Here is a 14748-nt window from a genome sequence, read left to right as displayed (position 1 = left end):
GGCCGCGGCGCGGACGGCGGACCTGGTTGAATCCTCCGCAGATGCGCCGTCCGCCGGCGCGTGACGTACGGGGAGTGCCCATGTCCGACAGTCAGGCGACCGAGGCGACCGAGGCTGCCAAGCAGGCCCCGGTGTGGTGGAGCCGGCCCGACGGCCCGGCGCGGACACCTCCCGCCGGGCCGGGAGACCGCTCCGGCCCGGCCGCAGCGGCCCACGGGACGCCGGAGGTGCCGGAGGCAGCGGAGGCGGGCGGAGCGGCCGGGGAGCGGCAGGCCGCGGTGCCGGCGCCCCGGTACGACCCCTGGGGCGAGGTGCCGCAGGCGCCGCTGCAGGTCTTCGACGCCGGACGTCCCCCGTCCGCACCCCGCCGCCGGACCCTGGTCGCCGCCGGCGTCGGCATCGCCCTGCTCGCCGGCGGCATCGGCGGCTACGCCGGCGTCCTCGCCGAGCGGCAGGCGTCCACCCGCCTGGAGCTCCCGCAGGCCGCACCGGAGAACAGGGACCGGGCCCCCGACAGCGTGGCCGGGATCGCGGCCACGGCCCTGCCGGGAGTGGTGACCCTCCACGTCAGCGGCGGCAGCGGTGCCGGAGGCGGCACCGGAACCGGCTTCGTGCTCGATCACAACGGCCACATCCTCACCAACAACCACGTGGTCGCCGGTGCCAAGCGGATATTCGTGACCTTCAGCACGGGCGAGAGCGTGGCGGCCGAGCTCATCGGCCGCGACACCGGCTACGACCTCGCGGTCGTCAAGGTCGACGGGGTCCGGGGCCTGCGCCCGCTCGCCCTCGGCAACTCCGAGAACGTGAAGGTCGGCGACCCGGTGGTGGCCATCGGCGCGCCGTTCGACCTCTCCAACACCGTCACCTCGGGGATCATCAGCGCCACCGGCCGCCCCATCACCGCGGGCGGGGACAAGGGCGACGGCAGCGACGTCAGCTACGTCGACGCCCTGCAGACCGACGCGCCGATCAACCCCGGCAACTCCGGCGGCCCACTGCTCGACGCCCGGGCCCGGGTGATCGGCATCAACAGCGCCATCCGGGGCGCCGAGAAGGGCGGCACCGGCGCGCAGCAGCAGAGCGGCAGCATCGGCCTCGGCTTCGCCATCCCCGTCAACCAGGGCAAACGCGTGGCCGAGGAGATCATCCGCACCGGGCGCGCCACGCACCCCGTCATCGGAGTCACCCTGGACATGCGGTACGAGGGCGACGGAGCCAGGGTCGGCAGCCGGTCGGCCGGCGGCCCGGCCGAACGGGCCGGGATCGAGGCAGGCGACGTGATCACCCGGGTGGACGGGCGGCGCGTTCACGGCCAGGACGAGCTGATCATCAAGATCCGCGCACACCGCCCCGGCGACCCCCTCACCCTGACTCTGCTCCGTGACGGCCGGGAACGGACCGTCGAACTCACCCTCGGTTCGGCGAACGGCTCGTGACAACCACGGATATGGGTGGAGCGAGGTGTCGCCGGAGGGAGAACGCCGGGTACCGTTGTCGGGGCCCGCAGGATGAGAGCCGAGGAGCGGCAAGGTGTTCAACGACATAGGCGGCCTTGAGCTGGTCACCATCGTGGTGCTCGCGATCCTCGTCTTCGGCCCCGACAAGCTGCCGAAGGTCATTTCGGACGTCACCGGGTTCATCCGCAAGGTCCGTGCGTTCTCGGACAGCGCCAAGCAGGACATCCGCTCCGAACTCGGCCCCGATTTCAAGGACTTCGAGTTCGAGGACCTGAACCCGAAGACGTTCATCCGCAAGCAGCTGACCGAGAACGAGGACCTGAAGGAGATCCGCAGCAGCTTCGACCTGCGCAAGGAACTCGACGAGGTCACCGACGCCGTCAACAGCCGGGAGACGGAGTCGCCCGCGCCCGGGGCCGCCACCAGCCTGGAGAAGAAGCCCGGGAGCCCCGCCGCCGCGCCGCGCCCGACGGCGTACGACCTGGACGCGACCTGAGGGACCCGCGGCCGCGCCGACGGCCCGTCCACGGCCGCGGCGGAGCCCGCCGGGACGGCGCGGCATGACGGCCACCCGGGGGGTTCTGTCGCCGCTTGCCCGGTCAGGGCGGGACGGATGGCTATTCTCTCCATCTGTCCGGACGCAGGCCGCCCGTGGGTGGGGGGTGCCCCCTGGCTCCACCGGGGAGACCCCCGAGCGAAGCGAGGGGGAGGGCCGTTCCGGATCCCACGGAACGAGAGGCCGCGCAGATGGAGACCACCAGTAGTAGCCGGGTAGGGGCGCAGCCCGCCGCGGAGGAGGCCGATCCTCCGCAGCCGGAGCAACAGGCGCCCGCGCCCGCCGGGGCACCGGCACAGCCGCAGGACGGGACGCAGACCGCTGCGGCGCCGCAGCCCCTGCCGACCGCCCGGCGGGCCGCCGAGGGCTTCCTCGGTGCCGATTTCCCCTGGTACGGGCTGGACGAGGCGTTCACCGGGCCGCGCTGGCTGATGCAGGTCGGCACCGGCGCCGACGGCGCCGTCGAGCACGGCTCGGTCGGGCACGGCGACGAACCGTCCGTACGGGGCGAGATCGCCACCGGCGAGAAGGAACGCTTCGCGGTCGTGATCACGGTCGCCAGCAACCCGCTGCGGCGCAGTGGGGACGGCACCGGCGTACTGGAGGCCACCTCGGTCTCCTCCGCCGCATGGCTGGCCGGCTCCGGGCTGCTGGCCTTCACCTGGCCGGGGCAGATGGACCACCAGCGGCGCGGCGACTGGCTGGACCAGCAGACCGAGGCGGCGTGGGAGCTGGCCGACGATCTGGCGGGGCCGGACTGGTCGACGCTGTCGCTGCCGGTGGACGGTGTGCCGACGCCGTTCCACTACCGCGAGTCCGAGTTCGGCTGGGTGCTCGCGGGGTCGACGCAGGCCGGGGTCCACGTCGGGGCGTACGGACGCGGCATGAGCGCGTACGGTCTGGCGTTCGCGCAGACCGATCTGGCGGGGTACCAGTAGGGGCTACGGCAACGGCCACCGCCTGAGCGGTGGCCGTGTACACGCTGCGCGATCCCTGCGGCCCCGTGTCCCGGTGTGCCCACCCGTCCCGCCCTGCGGGACGCCTGCCCACACCGGGGCGGGGTGTCAGAACTTGTTGCGCGGGGTGATGCCCAGGGACATGCCCGCCAGGCCGCGGGCGCGGCCGCCGAGCTTGCCGGCGATGGCGCGGAGGGCCGAGCCGGCCGGGGAGTCGGGGTCGGCGAGGACGACCGGGCGGCCGTTGTCGCCGCCTTCGCGGAGGCGGACGTCGATCGGGATCTGGCCCAGCACCGGCACCGTCGCACCGACCGTCTTCGTCAGGCCGTCGGCCACCAGCTGGCCGCCGCCCGTGCCGAACACGTCCACCATCTCGTCGCAGTGCGGGCACGGCAGCCCGGACATGTTCTCGACCACGCCGACGATCTTCTGGTGGGTCTGGACGGCGATCGAGCCCGCCCGCTCCGCCACCTCCGCCGCGGCCTGCTGCGGGGTGGTGACCACCAGGATCTCCGCGTTCGGCACCAGCTGCGCCACCGAGATCGCGATGTCACCGGTGCCCGGCGGCAGGTCCAGCAGCAGCACGTCCAGGTCGCCCCAGAAGACGTCGGCCAGGAACTGCTGCAGCGCGCGGTGCAGCATCGGGCCGCGCCACACCACCGGGGCGTTCCCCGGGGTGAACATGCCGATGGAGATGACCTTCACGCCGTTCGCCGAAGGCGGCATGATCATGTTCTCGACCTGGGTGGGCCTGCCGTCCACACCGAGCATCCGCGGCACGCTGTGCCCGTAGATGTCCGCGTCGACCACGCCCACCTTCAGGCCGTCCGCGGCCATCGCCGCGGCCAGGTTGACCGTCACCGAGGACTTGCCGACGCCGCCCTTGCCGGAGGCCACCGCGTAGACCCGGGTCAGCGAACCCGGCTTCGCGAAGGGCACCTCGCGCTCGGTCTGGCCGCCGCGCAGCGCCGTGGCCAGCTCCTTGCGCTGCTCGTCGCTCATCACGTCCAGGGAGACGTCCACCGTGGTGACGCCCGCGACCTTCAGCACGGCCTCGGACACGTTCTTGGTGATGGTGTCGCGCATCGGACAGCCCGACACGGTCAGGTAGACCGTGACGGCGACCGCGCCGCCGTCGCCGATCTCCACCGATTTGACCATGCCGAGCTCGGTGATCGGCCGGTGGATCTCGGGGTCGTTGACCGTCGCCAGCGCGTCGAGGATCGCGTCCTGCTCGGGCGTGGCGGCAGCGGGTGTGTCGGTAGCCATGCCCTCGATGGTACGGCCCGGTAGCACGCCGGATCCAAGCCCGCTAGCGGTCGCCTTCGTCACTCTCCGCGGGGAACAGCCGCCGCTCGTCCATCTCCTTGATCAGGTCCTGGAACTCCGACCTGATCCAGTCGCGGGTCGCCACCTCGCCCAGACCCATCCGGAGCGCCGCGATCTCCCGCGTCAGATACTCGGTGTCCGCGATCGACCGCTCGTTCTGCTTGCGGTCCTGCTCGTGGGTGACCCGGTCCCGGTCGTCCTGCCGGTTCTGCGCCAGCAGGATCAGCGGGGCGGCGTAGGAGGCCTGCAGCGACAGCATCAGGGTCAGGAAGATGAACGGGTACTCGTCGAACCGCAGGTGCGAGGGCGCGAAGATGTTCCACAGCACCCACAGGATGATGACCAGCGTCATCCAGACGATGAACCGGCCGGTGCCGAGGAACCGGGCGATCTTCTCGGAGAACCGGCCGAACGCCTCCGGGTCGTACGTGGGGAGGATCGCCCGGCGCGGCGCCCGCGGCAGGTCCAGCCGGACCCGCGAACGCGTCAGCGCGCTCGAACCCGTCCGCTCCGCGGCCTCCTCGCCCCGGTCCCGGAACCGCGGCCGCTCGCGTTCCCGCTCCCTCTCCCGTTCGGCGAGCCCGTGCGCGCGGGCGTGCAGGCGCGCCTGCCGGCCGGCCTGCTCGCGCCGCTCCCGCAGCTGCTCCCGGCGCCGCTCGCGCGCGTCGTCGCGCTCACTGCCCACGCCCGGTCGCCTCCTCCGAGTGGAAGTCCGTCTCCCGCCAGTCGTCCGGCAGCAGGTGGTCCAGTACGTCGTCCACGGTCACCGCGCCCAGCAGCGAGCCGCTCTCGTCGACCACCGGCACCGCCACCATGTTGTACGCGGCGAGGTAGCTGGTCACGGCGGGCAGCGAGGCGTCCGGCCGCAGCGGCGGCAGGTCGGCGTCCACGATCGAGCTGACCAGGGTGAACGGGGGGTCGCGCAGCAGCCGCTGGAAGTGGACCGTGCCCAGGTACTTGCCGGTCGGGGTCTCGTCCGGCGGCCGGCACACGTACACCTGCGCGGCCAGCGCCGGCGACAGGTCGGCCTGCCGGACCCGGGCCAGGGCGTCGGCGACGGTGGCGTCCGGGCGCAGCACGATGGGTTCGGTGGTCATCAGACCGCCCGCGGTGTTCTCCTCGTACGACAGCAGGCGGCGCACGTCGGCCGCGTCCTCCGGCTGCATCAGGGTCAGCAGCCGCTCCTGGTCGTCCGCGGGCAGTTCGGAGAGCAGGTCGGCCGCGTCGTCCGGGTCCATCGCCTCCAGGACGTCGGCGGCCCGCTCCTCCTTCAGCTTGCCGAGGATCTCGATCTGGTCGTCCTCCGGCAGCTCCTCCAGCACGTCCGCGAGCCGGTCGTCGTCCAGGGCGCTGGCCACCTCGGCGCGCCGCTTCGGCGTCAGGTGGTGCAGGACGTTCGCCAGGTCGGCGGGGCGCAGCTGCTCGAAGGTCGCGAGGAGGCTCTCCGCGCCCTGGCCGTGCTCCTCCAGGGAGAAGCCGGTGACCGCCGACCACTCCACGGTCAGGGTCTCGCCGCGGCGGCGCAGCGCGCCGCCCTTGCCCTTCCGGACGAAGATCTTGTCGATCTCCCAGTCCCGGCGGGCCGGCAGCTGCTGGATGGCCACGTCCAGCACGGTGACCTCCTCACCGCCCTCGACCAGCTTCACCCGGCGGTCCAGCAGTTCCCCGAGGACCAGCCGCTCGGTCGGGCGCTGCTCGAAGCGGCGCATGTTGACCACACCGGTGGTGATCACCTGGCCGCCCTCGACGCCCGTCACCCGGGTCATCGGCAGGAAGATCCGGCGTCTGCTGACCACCTCGACGACCAGACCCAGGATGCGGGGCGGGCGGCCGCCGACACGCAGCATCGCGACCAGGTCGCGGACCCGGCCCACCTGGTCGCCGTTGGGGTCGAAGACGGGTACGCCCGACAGGTGCGAGACGAAGATCCGCGGGGCGCCTGCAGCCATCCGAGCGCCTCCTGGAACGTGGTCGTGGGCGGGGTCCTGTCCGGGTCGTGCAGCTCAGGCTAGCCCGTGGCACACCGATCCGCGCTGGTGGGGCGCCCGCCCGGGGACCGGCGGGCGAACCCCGGGCGGGTACGCTGCCTGCTGCTTGGCAACGACGACGAGAGAGGTACCCGCCCGTGACCGACCGCTTCCCCGCCGCACGGCTGCGCCGGGCCGCCCTCGCCGGGGCCCTGTGCGCGGGCCTCGCCCTCGGCGGCACCGGCTGTGCGGAGAAGGAGGACCCGGACAAGGGCACCAACGGGGTCGGGAAGCTGTCCGCCGAGCAGATCGAGGACAAGGCCCGGGCGGCGGCCGACGGCGCCGACTCGGTGCGGCTGTCCGGCACGGTGGTCAGCGGTGGCAAGTCCTTCACCCTGGACATGCGGCTGAAGTCGGACGGCGGCTCCGGCGAGGTGAAGTCGAAGGACAGCACCTTCCGGCTGCTGCGGGTCGGGGAGCAGCTCTACCTGAAGGCCGACGCGGCGTTCTGGGGGCAGTCGGAGGCGGCCGGGAAGCTCGGCGACAAGTTCGTGAAGGTGCCCGAGGGCGACCCCTCGTACAAGCAGCTGCGCGGCTTCACGGACATGGACGTCATGCTGGACGGGCTGCTGGGGCTGCACGGGAAGCTGGCGAAGGGCGCCGCGTACACCACGGTCGGGCACACCCGGTCGGTCATGGTGACGGCGGACAAGGGCGCGGGCGGCCGGCTGACGGTGTCGCTGGAGGGCACGCCGTATCCGCTGCGGATGGAGCGGGCCGGGGGAGCGGGGACGGTCGAACTGGCCGACTGGGGGACGAAGTTCCAGATCGAGGCGCCCCCGCAGGACCAGACGGTGGACTACGGCTCCCAGCTGCCGACCACGCGCGGCACCGGCACTTCCCAGGGGTCGGGCTCCGGCTCCGGCTCGGGTTCCGGCCAGGGCTCCGACCCCTCCCGGGGCTGACCCCGGCGGCCGAGCCGTACCCGCCCGGCCCGGCCGCCCGGCGGGTACGCCGATATCCTGAAGGTCCGAGATCGGGGGCTTTCCTCTTGCGGAAGGCGGCACGATGAACCGGCGCCGACACCTCATGCTCCTCGCAGCCCCGCTCCTCGTCTTCCCGGTGGCCCTCGCTCCCGCCCACGCGGCGCAGGCCGGCACCGCGGGGACGGGCGGGGCCGTACAGGCCGTGAAGGTCACCAAGGTCGAGGTGGTCACCCTGCTGAAGTCGGGGGAGGCCGTCGAATGCAACGGCAAGCCCGTGGCCATGGCCTTCGACGGGAAGATCACCGCCACCGGGCCGGGCACGGTCCGCTACCACTGGACGGTGGGCACCGGCCGGGCCCCGGTCTCCCCGGGGTCCGCCGCCTTCGGGCCGGGCACCGCAACCCAGGTCATCCTGCAGGTCTTCGACCTGCCGGCGCCCAAGAACGCCAAGGCGGTGAGCGGGTACGTCACCCTCCACCTGCCGGACCAGAAGAAGAGCGCCCGCAGCGAGCAGGTCACCTTCCCCTGCAAGAAGTGAGCTACTTCTTCTTGCGCTTCAGCAGCAGCTTGGGCAGGCCCGCCGGGATGGGACGGCGGGTGATGCCCGGGGAAGGGAGGGGAGCCGCGGCCAGCGAGCCCGCCGGGAGGTCGGTGCCGGCCGACTGCGGTTCCAGGCGCAGCAGGCGGCACTCGCGCGCCCAGCGCTCCGTCATCTGCTCCGAGTCCGGCGCGTTCAGCCGCTTGCCCTTGAGTTCCGCGACCGCCGCCTCCCAGGACTCGCTGCCCGGCGCCAGTTCGCTCACCCGGGCAGTCCAGGCCACCAGCCGGCCGCCCTTGTCCTTGCTGCGGACGGTCACCTCGGCGGTGCCCCCGTCGGCCAGTCCCGGGAACGGCTGCTCCCCGGGCCCGTCGCCCAGCACGTGCGCCGCGCCGTCGACCCAGGCGTGCCAGAGCGCCCGGTCGGGGCCGGTACCCCGGACCCAGATGAGGCCGGACTTCTTGGTGGCCTCCTCGACGAGGGCCAGCTCGAGTGCGCTGAGAGTCATGCGCACAGAGTAGGCGACGGTGTGCGGCGTACCCGGAGCCGTCCGTCAGGTGGCCAGGTGCCCCGGTGCCCAGGTGCCCAGGTGCCCAGGTGGCCGGGGAAGGGGGAGGGCGGCCCCTACAGCCAGCCGTTGCGCCGCAGCGTCCGGTGGATGGTGAAGCAGGCGCCGAAGATCGCGGCCATCACCATCGGATAGCCGTACTTCCAGTGCAGTTCCGGCATGTGGTCGAAGTTCATCCCGTACACGCCGCAGATCATGGTCGGCACCGCGATGATGGCGGCCCACGAGGTGATCTTCCGCATGTCCTCGTTCTGCGCCACCGTCGCCTGTGCCAGGTTGGCCTGCAGGATCGAGTTCAGCAGCTCGTCGAAGCCCATGACCTGCTCGTGGACCCGCGCCAAGTGGTCGGCCACGTCCCGGAAGTACTTCTGGATGTCCGGGTCCACCAGCCGCATGGGCCGCTCGCTCAGCAGCTCCATCGGCCGCATCAGCGGCGACACGGCCCGCTTGAACTCCAGTACCTCACGCTTGAGCTGGTAGATCCGTCCCGCGTCCGAGCCGCGCGGCGCGCCCCTCCCGGCGGGTGCCGCGAAGACCTCGCTCTCCACCAGGTCGATGTCGTCCTGCACGGCTGCCGCCACCGCGATGTAGCCGTCGACCACGTGGTCGGCGATCGAGTGCAGCACCGAAGAGGGTCCCTTGGCGAGGAGGTCGGGCTCGTCCTCCAGGCGGTGGCGCAGACCCCGCAGAGAGCCCTGCCCGCCGTGCCGGACGGTGATGACGAAGTCCCGTCCGGTGAAGCACATCACCTCGCCGGTCTCCACCACCTCGCTGGTGGCGGTGAGTTCGTCGTGCTCGACGTAGTGGATGGTCTTGAAGACGGCGAAGAGCGTGTCGTCGTAGCGCTCCAGCTTCGGCCGCTGGTGGGCGTGCACCGCGTCCTCGACGGCCAGCGGGTGCAGCCCGAACTCGGCGGCGATTCCCGCGAATTCGGCCTCGGTGGGCTCGTGCAGGCCGATCCAGGCGAAGCCGCCGTCCTTGAGTACCTCGCGCATCGCCGCGCGCGGGGTCGGGCAGGCGGCCTGCGGCAGCCGGCGGCCGTCGCGGTACACCGCGCAGTCCACGACGGCGCTGGTCGCGGAGCGGTCGCGGGTGCTCTCGTACCCGGGCTGAACGGGAGTGGACTTGCGCAGGGCGGGACGGACGACTGCGCGCAGGTCACGGATCATCGACATGGCTGGCTCCTACGCACGGCGCTGACCGTGCGGGTGGGAGACCTTCCGGCGGGCCCTTCGCGGGACGACGGCGCGGAACGCGCTACCGCGGCAGGGCGGCGGAAGGAACAGGACGACGGGAGACGTGGTGGCCGGTACTGCCCGATCGACTTCGATCCATCGCAGCCCCACCTCCTCCGGCCGGTCCCCCGTAAGGGACGTCCCAATCCAGCGGTCAACACTATCAGCCGACAGGTGGTCAAAACCCTCCCTTTACCCGTCTCATATGAGTTCTATGCTCGCGGCATGGCAGATCTCCTGGCACTTGTCGAAGCCCGGCTGCGCACCTCGCTCGGCGAACCCGACGCCCGCGCCGCCGTCACCTTCCTCGGCACCGACCGCATCGAGGTGCTCCGCTTCACCGCGGGCGACCTCGTCCGGTACGCGACCCTCGGCATGTCCGCCCAGCCGATGGGCGACCCCACGGCGGTGGTGGCCGACCCGGTGCGCGGCCCGCGCGCCGAGCTGCTGCTGACCGTCCGGGCCGGTCTCGCGGACACCGACAAGGTGCTCCGTCCGCTGGCCGTGCTGGCGGCCAGCCCGCAGGTGGAGGGGCTGGTGGTGGCCCCCGGCGCGTCACTGGACCTCGGTGAACCGCTGTGGCCCGGGGCGCCGTTCAGCTCCGTCCTGGTGGCCGAGCCGGGCGGGCTGGTCGAGGATCTCGAACTGGACGAGCCCATGGAGCCCGTACGGTTCCTGCCGCTGCTGCCGATGACGCCGAACGAGGCGGCCTGGAAGCGGGTGCACGGCGCGCCGGCGCTCCAGGAGCGCTGGCTGGCCCGTGGCACGGACCTGCGGGATCCCCGGCGCGGAACCGTCGCCCTGGACTGAGACCGGGCCCCGAAGGGGTGCGGTTGGCATCCGGACGGGTGATCGTCCCTTGACGCGGCACCGGCCGGAGAGGAACGTGGCTTCTTATGAGGGGCGAACCGTCTTGCCCGAAGTGCGGTAGCCGGGTCAGGGCGCCCGGTCTCTTCTCCGACTCCTGGCAGTGCGCCGTGCACGGCGCCGTCCAACCCCTGCAGCCGGTCGTGCCGCCCAGCGTCGAAGGGCTCGGAGTGATCGTCGCCCGCGCCAGGGTGCCGGTCTGGATGCCGTGGCCGCTGCCGATCGGCTGGCTGTTCACCGGGGTCGCCGCCGCGGGGGACGACCGCAGCGGCGGCCGTGCCACGGCGGTGGCCTGCTCGGGCCCCGGGCCGGTGGGCGGCATGGGCGAAATGGTGCTCGTAGCGGAGGAGCTCGGGGTGGGCCTGGGTGCGCGGTACGCCGGCATCGACGGCCCCGATCCCGGCGCCTACCTGAACGTGTCCCGGTCGCCGGACGCCAAGGTGATCGCGGGTGGCCGGCCGACCCCGCTCTGGCACGTCTCCGGTGCGCCGGAGGACCGGGCCGTGTTCGTGGGAGAGGCGCGCGGGATCTGGCTGTGGGCGGTGGTCTGGCCCGAACAGTCGGGTCTGCTGATGTACGAGGAACTGGTGCTGGCCGACCTGCGGGACGCGGGCGCCGAGGTCGAACTCGTCCCCTGCGGTGCCCTCAGCCCCCGCATCCTCGCCACCGACTGAAACCGGGGCCCGGCCCGGCCCTCGCCGGGCCTGGGCCGCGGTCCCGGCCGCGGCCGGTCCGGGCGCCGTGACATGGCCGATTCACCGGTATCCTGAGGTGTCCCCGTCCGTCCTGCCCCCTGGAGCCGTGCTGTGCGCATCGATATGCACGCCCACTCCACGGCATCCGACGGTACGGACACCCCCGCCGAGCTGGTCCGCAACGCGGCCGCCGCCGGGCTGGACGTGGTGGCGCTGACCGACCACGACACCGTCGGCGGGTACGCCGAGGCCGTCGCGGCCGTGCCGCCCGGCCTGACCCTGGTCACCGGCGCCGAGCTGTCCTGCCGTCTCGACGGCATCGGGCTGCACATGCTCGCCTACCTCTTCGACCCCGAGGAGCCGGAGCTCGCCCGCGAGCGCGAGCTCGTCCGGGACGACCGGACCCCCCGGGCCCTGGCGATGATCGGCAAGCTGCAGGACCTCGGCGTGCCGGTCACCTGGGAGCAGGTCTCCCGGATCGCCGGCGACGGCTCGGTGGGCCGGCCGCACGTCGCCACCGCCCTCGTCGAGCTGGGCGTGGTGCCGGACGTCTCGGCCGCGTTCACGCCGGACTGGCTCGCCGACGGCGGCCGCGCGTACGCCGAGAAGCACGAGCTGGACCCGTTCGAGGCGATCCGGCTGGTCAAGGCGGCCGGCGGGGTCACCGTCTTCGCACACCCGGCCGCCGTCAAGCGCGGCCGGTGCGTGCCGGAGAGCGCCATAGCCGAGCTGGCGGCCGCGGGCCTGGACGGCATCGAGGTCGACCACATGGACCACGACACCGCCACCCGCGTACGGCTGCGCGGCCTCGCGGACGAGCTGGGCCTGCTCGTCACCGGCTCCAGCGACTACCACGGCAGCCGCAAGACCTGCCGCCTCGGGGAGTACACGACCGACCCCGAGGTCTACGGCGAGATCACGCGCCGTGCGACCGGCGCGTTCCCGGTGATGGGCACCGGCGGAACCGCCGCCGCCCGCTGACCCTCCGCGTACCGGGCCTCCGCCGGGTGCCGCACGCGTCCTGAGAGACGTGTGCCGGGCCCGCACCGGACCGCCCCGCCCCTGCGCCGGAGCTGTCGCGCGTACGGGAACACCCGTGTCGGCGCACCGCTGCGCCCTTTCCACTCCACTTGTACGACCACTCCTGCAAGGCATCTTTCGTGTTCGACTTCGCGGTCTTCGGATCCCTCTTTCTCACCCTTTTTGTGATTATGGACCCGCCGGGGATCACTCCGATCTTCCTCGCCCTGACGTCCGGGCGGCCGGTCAAGGTCCAGCGCCGGATGGCCTGGCAGGCGGTCTGCGTGGCCTTCGGCGTCATCGCCGTCTTCGGTCTCTGCGGCCAGCAGATCCTCGACTACCTGCACGTCTCCGTGCCCGCGCTGATGATCGCGGGCGGTCTGCTGCTGCTGCTCATCGCACTGGACCTGCTCACCGGCAAGACGGACGAGCCGAAGCAGACCAAGGACGTCAACGTCGCCCTCGTCCCCCTGGGCATGCCGCTGCTGGCCGGTCCGGGTGCGATCGTCTCGGTGATCCTCGCCGTGCAGAAGGCGCAGGGCTTCGGCGGGCAGGTCTCGGTGTGGTCCGCGATCGTGGCCATGCACGTGGTGCTGTGGCTGGTGATGCGGTACTCGCTGGTGATCATTCGGGTGATCCGTGACGGTGGCGTGGTCCTGGTGACCCGGCTGGCAGGCATGATGCTGTCGGCGATCGCCGTCCAGCAGATCATCAACGGTGTGCTGCAGGTGGTCGAGGCCGCCTGACCCGGTCGTGCCCGGCCTCCACAACGGTCGAAGGCCCCGCTCCCTGACCGGGAGCGGGGCCTTCGTCGCGTGGGTGCTCAGGCGGACGCGGACTCGGCCGGCCGGATGAGGATGCGCTGGCCGATCGCCGCCGCCTGCTGCACGATCCGGTTGACGGAGGCCGCGTCCACGACGGTGCTGTCCACGGCGGTTCCGTCGACGTCGTCCAGGCGCAGAATCTCGAAGCGCACGGGCTTCTCCCTTCGTCAGTGTTCTCCTTGCAGAGGGTCCAACGAAGGATAGAACGAAATCATTCCCTACGCTAAAGAAATTTTTTCACTGGCTAATGATCGGCGTGGGACGCGAGCGGTCCGGGTGCTTCGTGAGGGCGTTCAGGCGGTGTAGGCGGACTCCCAGAACGCGGTCAGTGCCGCGGCCGTCGCCGAAGGGTCCTCGGCGTTCGGGGAGTGGTCCGTCCCCTCGATCACCACCCGCGCAGCATCCAGCCGCCGGGCCATGTCGTCCATCTGCGCCACCGGCCAGACGTAGTCCGAAGCCCCCGAGAGCACCAGCTTCGGCAGCGGCACCCCGGCCAGTTCCGCGACCCGGTCGGGCTCGGAGATCAGCACCCGGCCGGTGCCGATCAGCTGCTCGGGGACCGTCCCCAGCCAGCGGTCGCGCAGGAAGGCGGCCAGCTCCGGGGAGTCCGGGACGGCGTCCTCCGGGTCCGCCGCGCGCATCGCGGCCCAGACCCCCGGCATGTCCTCGCGCATCGTCTCCAGCGCGGCGACCAGCAGCTTCGTACGGGCCTGCTGGTCCTCACAGATCGCGCCGGGGCCGCTGCTCATCAGGGTGAGGCTGCGGAAGGGCGCGGGGTCGCGGATCACGGCGGCGCGGGAGACCAGTCCGCCGAGCGAGTGCCCGACCAGGTGCAGGGGCGAGCCTTCCGGACCCTCCGAGGCGAGTGCGGCGGCCTGGGCGAGCAGATCACGGGCGAGCTCGTCCAGGGAGTACGCCGACTCCTCGCGCGGACCGGGGCTCTCGTGCTGGCCCCGGCCGTCCACGGCGACCACCCGGTACCCGGCCCCAGCCAGCGGCTCCAGCAGCCCGATGAAGTCCTCCTTGCTGCCGGTGAAGCCGGGTACCAGCAGCGCGGTGCCCCTGGACGGCTCGCCGGCCTCATGGACGGCGAACCCGCCACGGGCGGTCTCCAGGCGGCGGGCACGGGCAGACGAGGGCAGCGTCAGGCGCGGCGGCTTGCTCATGCCACGAGGTTACCGGCCGGTTCGCACCGGCCGGGCGAGAACGGCCGGGGACGGCGCGGCCGCCCGCGAGAAGGCCGAAGGCCCGGGCTTCCCTGGGGGAAGTCCGGGCCTTCGGGGGGTGCCGGGCCGCGTCTAGCGGGTGCGGCGGCGGGTGCGGGGCGGCTCGACCGGGGGAGCCATCTGGAAGTCCGGCTCCGGGGTCTCCGGGACCACGGGCTTGCGGATCCGCGGACGGCGCGCGGCGACCGGCTCGGCCACCGGGGCGGCCGGGGCCTCGGCCACGGCGGCCTTGCGGGTGCGGGTCCGCTTGGGTGTGGCGGGGGCTTCCCCGTCGACCGGGGTCACCGGGGCGGCCTCGGCGGCCGGGGCCGCCTCCGCGGTCTTGCGGGTCCGGGTCCGGCGCGGCTTCGCCGGGGCCTCCTCGGCCACCGGGGCGGCCGGGGCCTCGGCCACGGCGGCCTTGCGGGTGCGGGTCCGCTTGGGTGCGGCGGGGGCTTCCCCGTCGACCGGGGTCACCGGGGCGGCCTCGGCGGCCGGGGCCGCCTCCGCGGTCTTGCGGGTCCGGGTCCGGCGCGGCTTCG

16 protein-coding genes and 1 pseudogene are annotated in these 14748 nt (G+C 72.8%); 9 read left to right on the top strand and 8 right to left on the bottom strand.

Features of this window, described 5'->3' with window-relative positions; genetic code table 11:
• Positions 1–80: 80 nt before the first annotated feature.
• The 3 genes from ACGFQ9_RS15735 (at position 81) to ACGFQ9_RS15725 (ending at position 2954) form a co-directional block, all read left to right on the top strand.
• A complete protein-coding gene (locus ACGFQ9_RS15735) occupies positions 81–1439 on the top strand; it encodes a S1C family serine protease (protein ID WP_393574345.1) in 1359 nt (452 codons plus the stop codon).
• Positions 1440–1533: 94 nt separating this feature from the next.
• Complete coding sequence (locus ACGFQ9_RS15730; RefSeq protein WP_393574344.1) at positions 1534–1956, top strand: sec-independent translocase; 423 nt, start codon at positions 1534–1536, stop codon at positions 1954–1956.
• Positions 1957–2207: 251 nt separating this feature from the next.
• Positions 2208–2954, top strand: coding sequence for a hypothetical protein (locus ACGFQ9_RS15725; RefSeq protein ID WP_393574343.1), 747 nt, complete (start codon positions 2208–2210; stop codon positions 2952–2954).
• Positions 2955–3080: 126 nt separating this feature from the next.
• On the opposite strand, the gene ACGFQ9_RS15720 is transcribed toward ACGFQ9_RS15725, so the two are convergent.
• From ACGFQ9_RS15720 to ACGFQ9_RS15710, 3 genes are all read right to left on the bottom strand, one after another.
• On the bottom strand, positions 3081–4241 hold the full coding sequence (locus ACGFQ9_RS15720; RefSeq protein ID WP_393574342.1) for an Mrp/NBP35 family ATP-binding protein: 1161 nt from the start codon (positions 4239–4241) through the stop codon (positions 3081–3083).
• A gap of 43 nt (positions 4242–4284) precedes the next feature.
• Positions 4285–4791, bottom strand: a complete 507-nt coding sequence (locus tag ACGFQ9_RS15715; protein ID WP_393574757.1) for a DUF1003 domain-containing protein — start codon at positions 4789–4791, stop codon at positions 4285–4287.
• 184 nt (positions 4792–4975) lie between these two features.
• On the bottom strand, positions 4976–6250 hold the full coding sequence (locus tag ACGFQ9_RS15710) for a magnesium transporter MgtE N-terminal domain-containing protein (protein ID WP_393574341.1): 1275 nt from the start codon (positions 6248–6250) through the stop codon (positions 4976–4978).
• Between the two features lie 176 nt (positions 6251–6426).
• Here ACGFQ9_RS15710 and ACGFQ9_RS15705 point away from each other — a divergent pair, with 176 nt between their 5' ends.
• Positions 6427–7233, top strand: coding sequence for a hypothetical protein (locus tag ACGFQ9_RS15705; protein ID WP_393574340.1), 807 nt, complete (start codon positions 6427–6429; stop codon positions 7231–7233).
• A 103-nt stretch (positions 7234–7336) separates the two neighbouring features.
• On the top strand, positions 7337–7792 hold the full coding sequence (locus tag ACGFQ9_RS15700; protein ID WP_393574339.1) for a hypothetical protein: 456 nt from the start codon (positions 7337–7339) through the stop codon (positions 7790–7792).
• Between the two features lies 1 nt (position 7793).
• Here ACGFQ9_RS15700 and ACGFQ9_RS15695 read toward each other — a convergent pair whose 3' ends face one another.
• Together ACGFQ9_RS15695 and ACGFQ9_RS15690 are read right to left on the bottom strand one after the other, a co-directional pair.
• Positions 7794–8300 (bottom strand): hypothetical protein, encoded by a 507-nt coding sequence (locus tag ACGFQ9_RS15695; protein ID WP_393574338.1) that lies wholly within the window; start codon positions 8298–8300, stop codon positions 7794–7796.
• Positions 8301–8416: 116 nt separating this feature from the next.
• Positions 8417–9535, bottom strand: a complete 1119-nt coding sequence (locus ACGFQ9_RS15690) for a magnesium and cobalt transport protein CorA (protein WP_393574337.1) — start codon at positions 9533–9535, stop codon at positions 8417–8419.
• 285 nt (positions 9536–9820) lie between these two features.
• On the opposite strand from ACGFQ9_RS15690, the gene ACGFQ9_RS15685 reads away from it, so the two are divergent.
• From ACGFQ9_RS15685 to ACGFQ9_RS15670, 4 genes are all read left to right on the top strand, one after another.
• A complete protein-coding gene (locus tag ACGFQ9_RS15685) occupies positions 9821–10405 on the top strand; it encodes a suppressor of fused domain protein (RefSeq protein ID WP_393574336.1) in 585 nt (194 codons plus the stop codon).
• Positions 10406–10491: 86 nt separating this feature from the next.
• Positions 10492–11136, top strand: a complete 645-nt coding sequence (locus ACGFQ9_RS15680) for a DUF6758 family protein (RefSeq protein ID WP_393574335.1) — start codon at positions 10492–10494, stop codon at positions 11134–11136.
• Between the two features lie 132 nt (positions 11137–11268).
• A complete protein-coding gene (locus ACGFQ9_RS15675; RefSeq protein WP_393574334.1) occupies positions 11269–12138 on the top strand; it encodes a PHP domain-containing protein in 870 nt (289 codons plus the stop codon).
• 179 nt (positions 12139–12317) lie between these two features.
• Positions 12318–12923: a MarC family protein gene (locus tag ACGFQ9_RS15670; RefSeq protein ID WP_393574333.1), complete on the top strand. Its 606-nt coding sequence runs from the start codon at positions 12318–12320 to the stop codon at positions 12921–12923.
• 77 nt (positions 12924–13000) lie between these two features.
• Here the strand turns inward: ACGFQ9_RS15670 and ACGFQ9_RS15665 are convergent, their stop codons facing one another.
• The 3 genes and pseudogenes from ACGFQ9_RS15665 to ACGFQ9_RS15655 all read right to left on the bottom strand — a co-directional run.
• Positions 13001–13153 (bottom strand): hypothetical protein, encoded by a 153-nt coding sequence (locus tag ACGFQ9_RS15665; protein WP_393574332.1) that lies wholly within the window; start codon positions 13151–13153, stop codon positions 13001–13003.
• A 141-nt stretch (positions 13154–13294) separates the two neighbouring features.
• The gene (locus ACGFQ9_RS15660) at positions 13295–14167 is read right to left on the bottom strand and encodes an alpha/beta fold hydrolase (RefSeq protein ID WP_393574331.1); all 873 of its coding nucleotides are present in this window, start codon (positions 14165–14167) and stop codon (positions 13295–13297) included.
• 132 nt (positions 14168–14299) lie between these two features.
• Positions 14300–14748: pseudogene (locus ACGFQ9_RS15655) on the bottom strand (hypothetical protein); the annotation flags it as partial.

The organism is Streptomyces sp. NPDC048603, assembly GCF_043199475.1.
In the GTDB taxonomy this organism is placed as follows: domain Bacteria; phylum Actinomycetota; class Actinomycetes; order Streptomycetales; family Streptomycetaceae; genus Streptomyces.
Note: the sequence above shows the minus strand (reverse complement) of the source record. Positions and strands in the feature narration are given on the sequence as shown.

What these genes read in the sequence shown, in the direction of transcription:
- ACGFQ9_RS15660 (WP_393574331.1), bottom strand. Translation starts at nt 14,167, where the DNA reads ATGAGCAAGCCGCCGCGCCTGACGCTGCCCTCGTCTGCCCGTGCCCGC.
- ACGFQ9_RS15695 (WP_393574338.1), bottom strand. Translation starts at nt 8,300, where the DNA reads ATGACTCTCAGCGCACTCGAGCTGGCCCTCGTCGAGGAGGCCACCAAG.
- ACGFQ9_RS15720 (WP_393574342.1), bottom strand. Translation starts at nt 4,241, where the DNA reads ATGGCTACCGACACACCCGCTGCCGCCACGCCCGAGCAGGACGCGATC.
- ACGFQ9_RS15680 (WP_393574335.1), top strand. Translation starts at nt 10,492, where the DNA reads ATGAGGGGCGAACCGTCTTGCCCGAAGTGCGGTAGCCGGGTCAGGGCG.
- ACGFQ9_RS15700 (WP_393574339.1), top strand. Translation starts at nt 7,337, where the DNA reads ATGAACCGGCGCCGACACCTCATGCTCCTCGCAGCCCCGCTCCTCGTC.
- ACGFQ9_RS15725 (WP_393574343.1), top strand. Translation starts at nt 2,208, where the DNA reads ATGGAGACCACCAGTAGTAGCCGGGTAGGGGCGCAGCCCGCCGCGGAG.
- ACGFQ9_RS15710 (WP_393574341.1), bottom strand. Translation starts at nt 6,250, where the DNA reads ATGGCTGCAGGCGCCCCGCGGATCTTCGTCTCGCACCTGTCGGGCGTA.
- ACGFQ9_RS15690 (WP_393574337.1), bottom strand. Translation starts at nt 9,535, where the DNA reads ATGTCGATGATCCGTGACCTGCGCGCAGTCGTCCGTCCCGCCCTGCGC.
- ACGFQ9_RS15735 (WP_393574345.1), top strand. Translation starts at nt 81, where the DNA reads ATGTCCGACAGTCAGGCGACCGAGGCGACCGAGGCTGCCAAGCAGGCC.
- ACGFQ9_RS15685 (WP_393574336.1), top strand. Translation starts at nt 9,821, where the DNA reads ATGGCAGATCTCCTGGCACTTGTCGAAGCCCGGCTGCGCACCTCGCTC.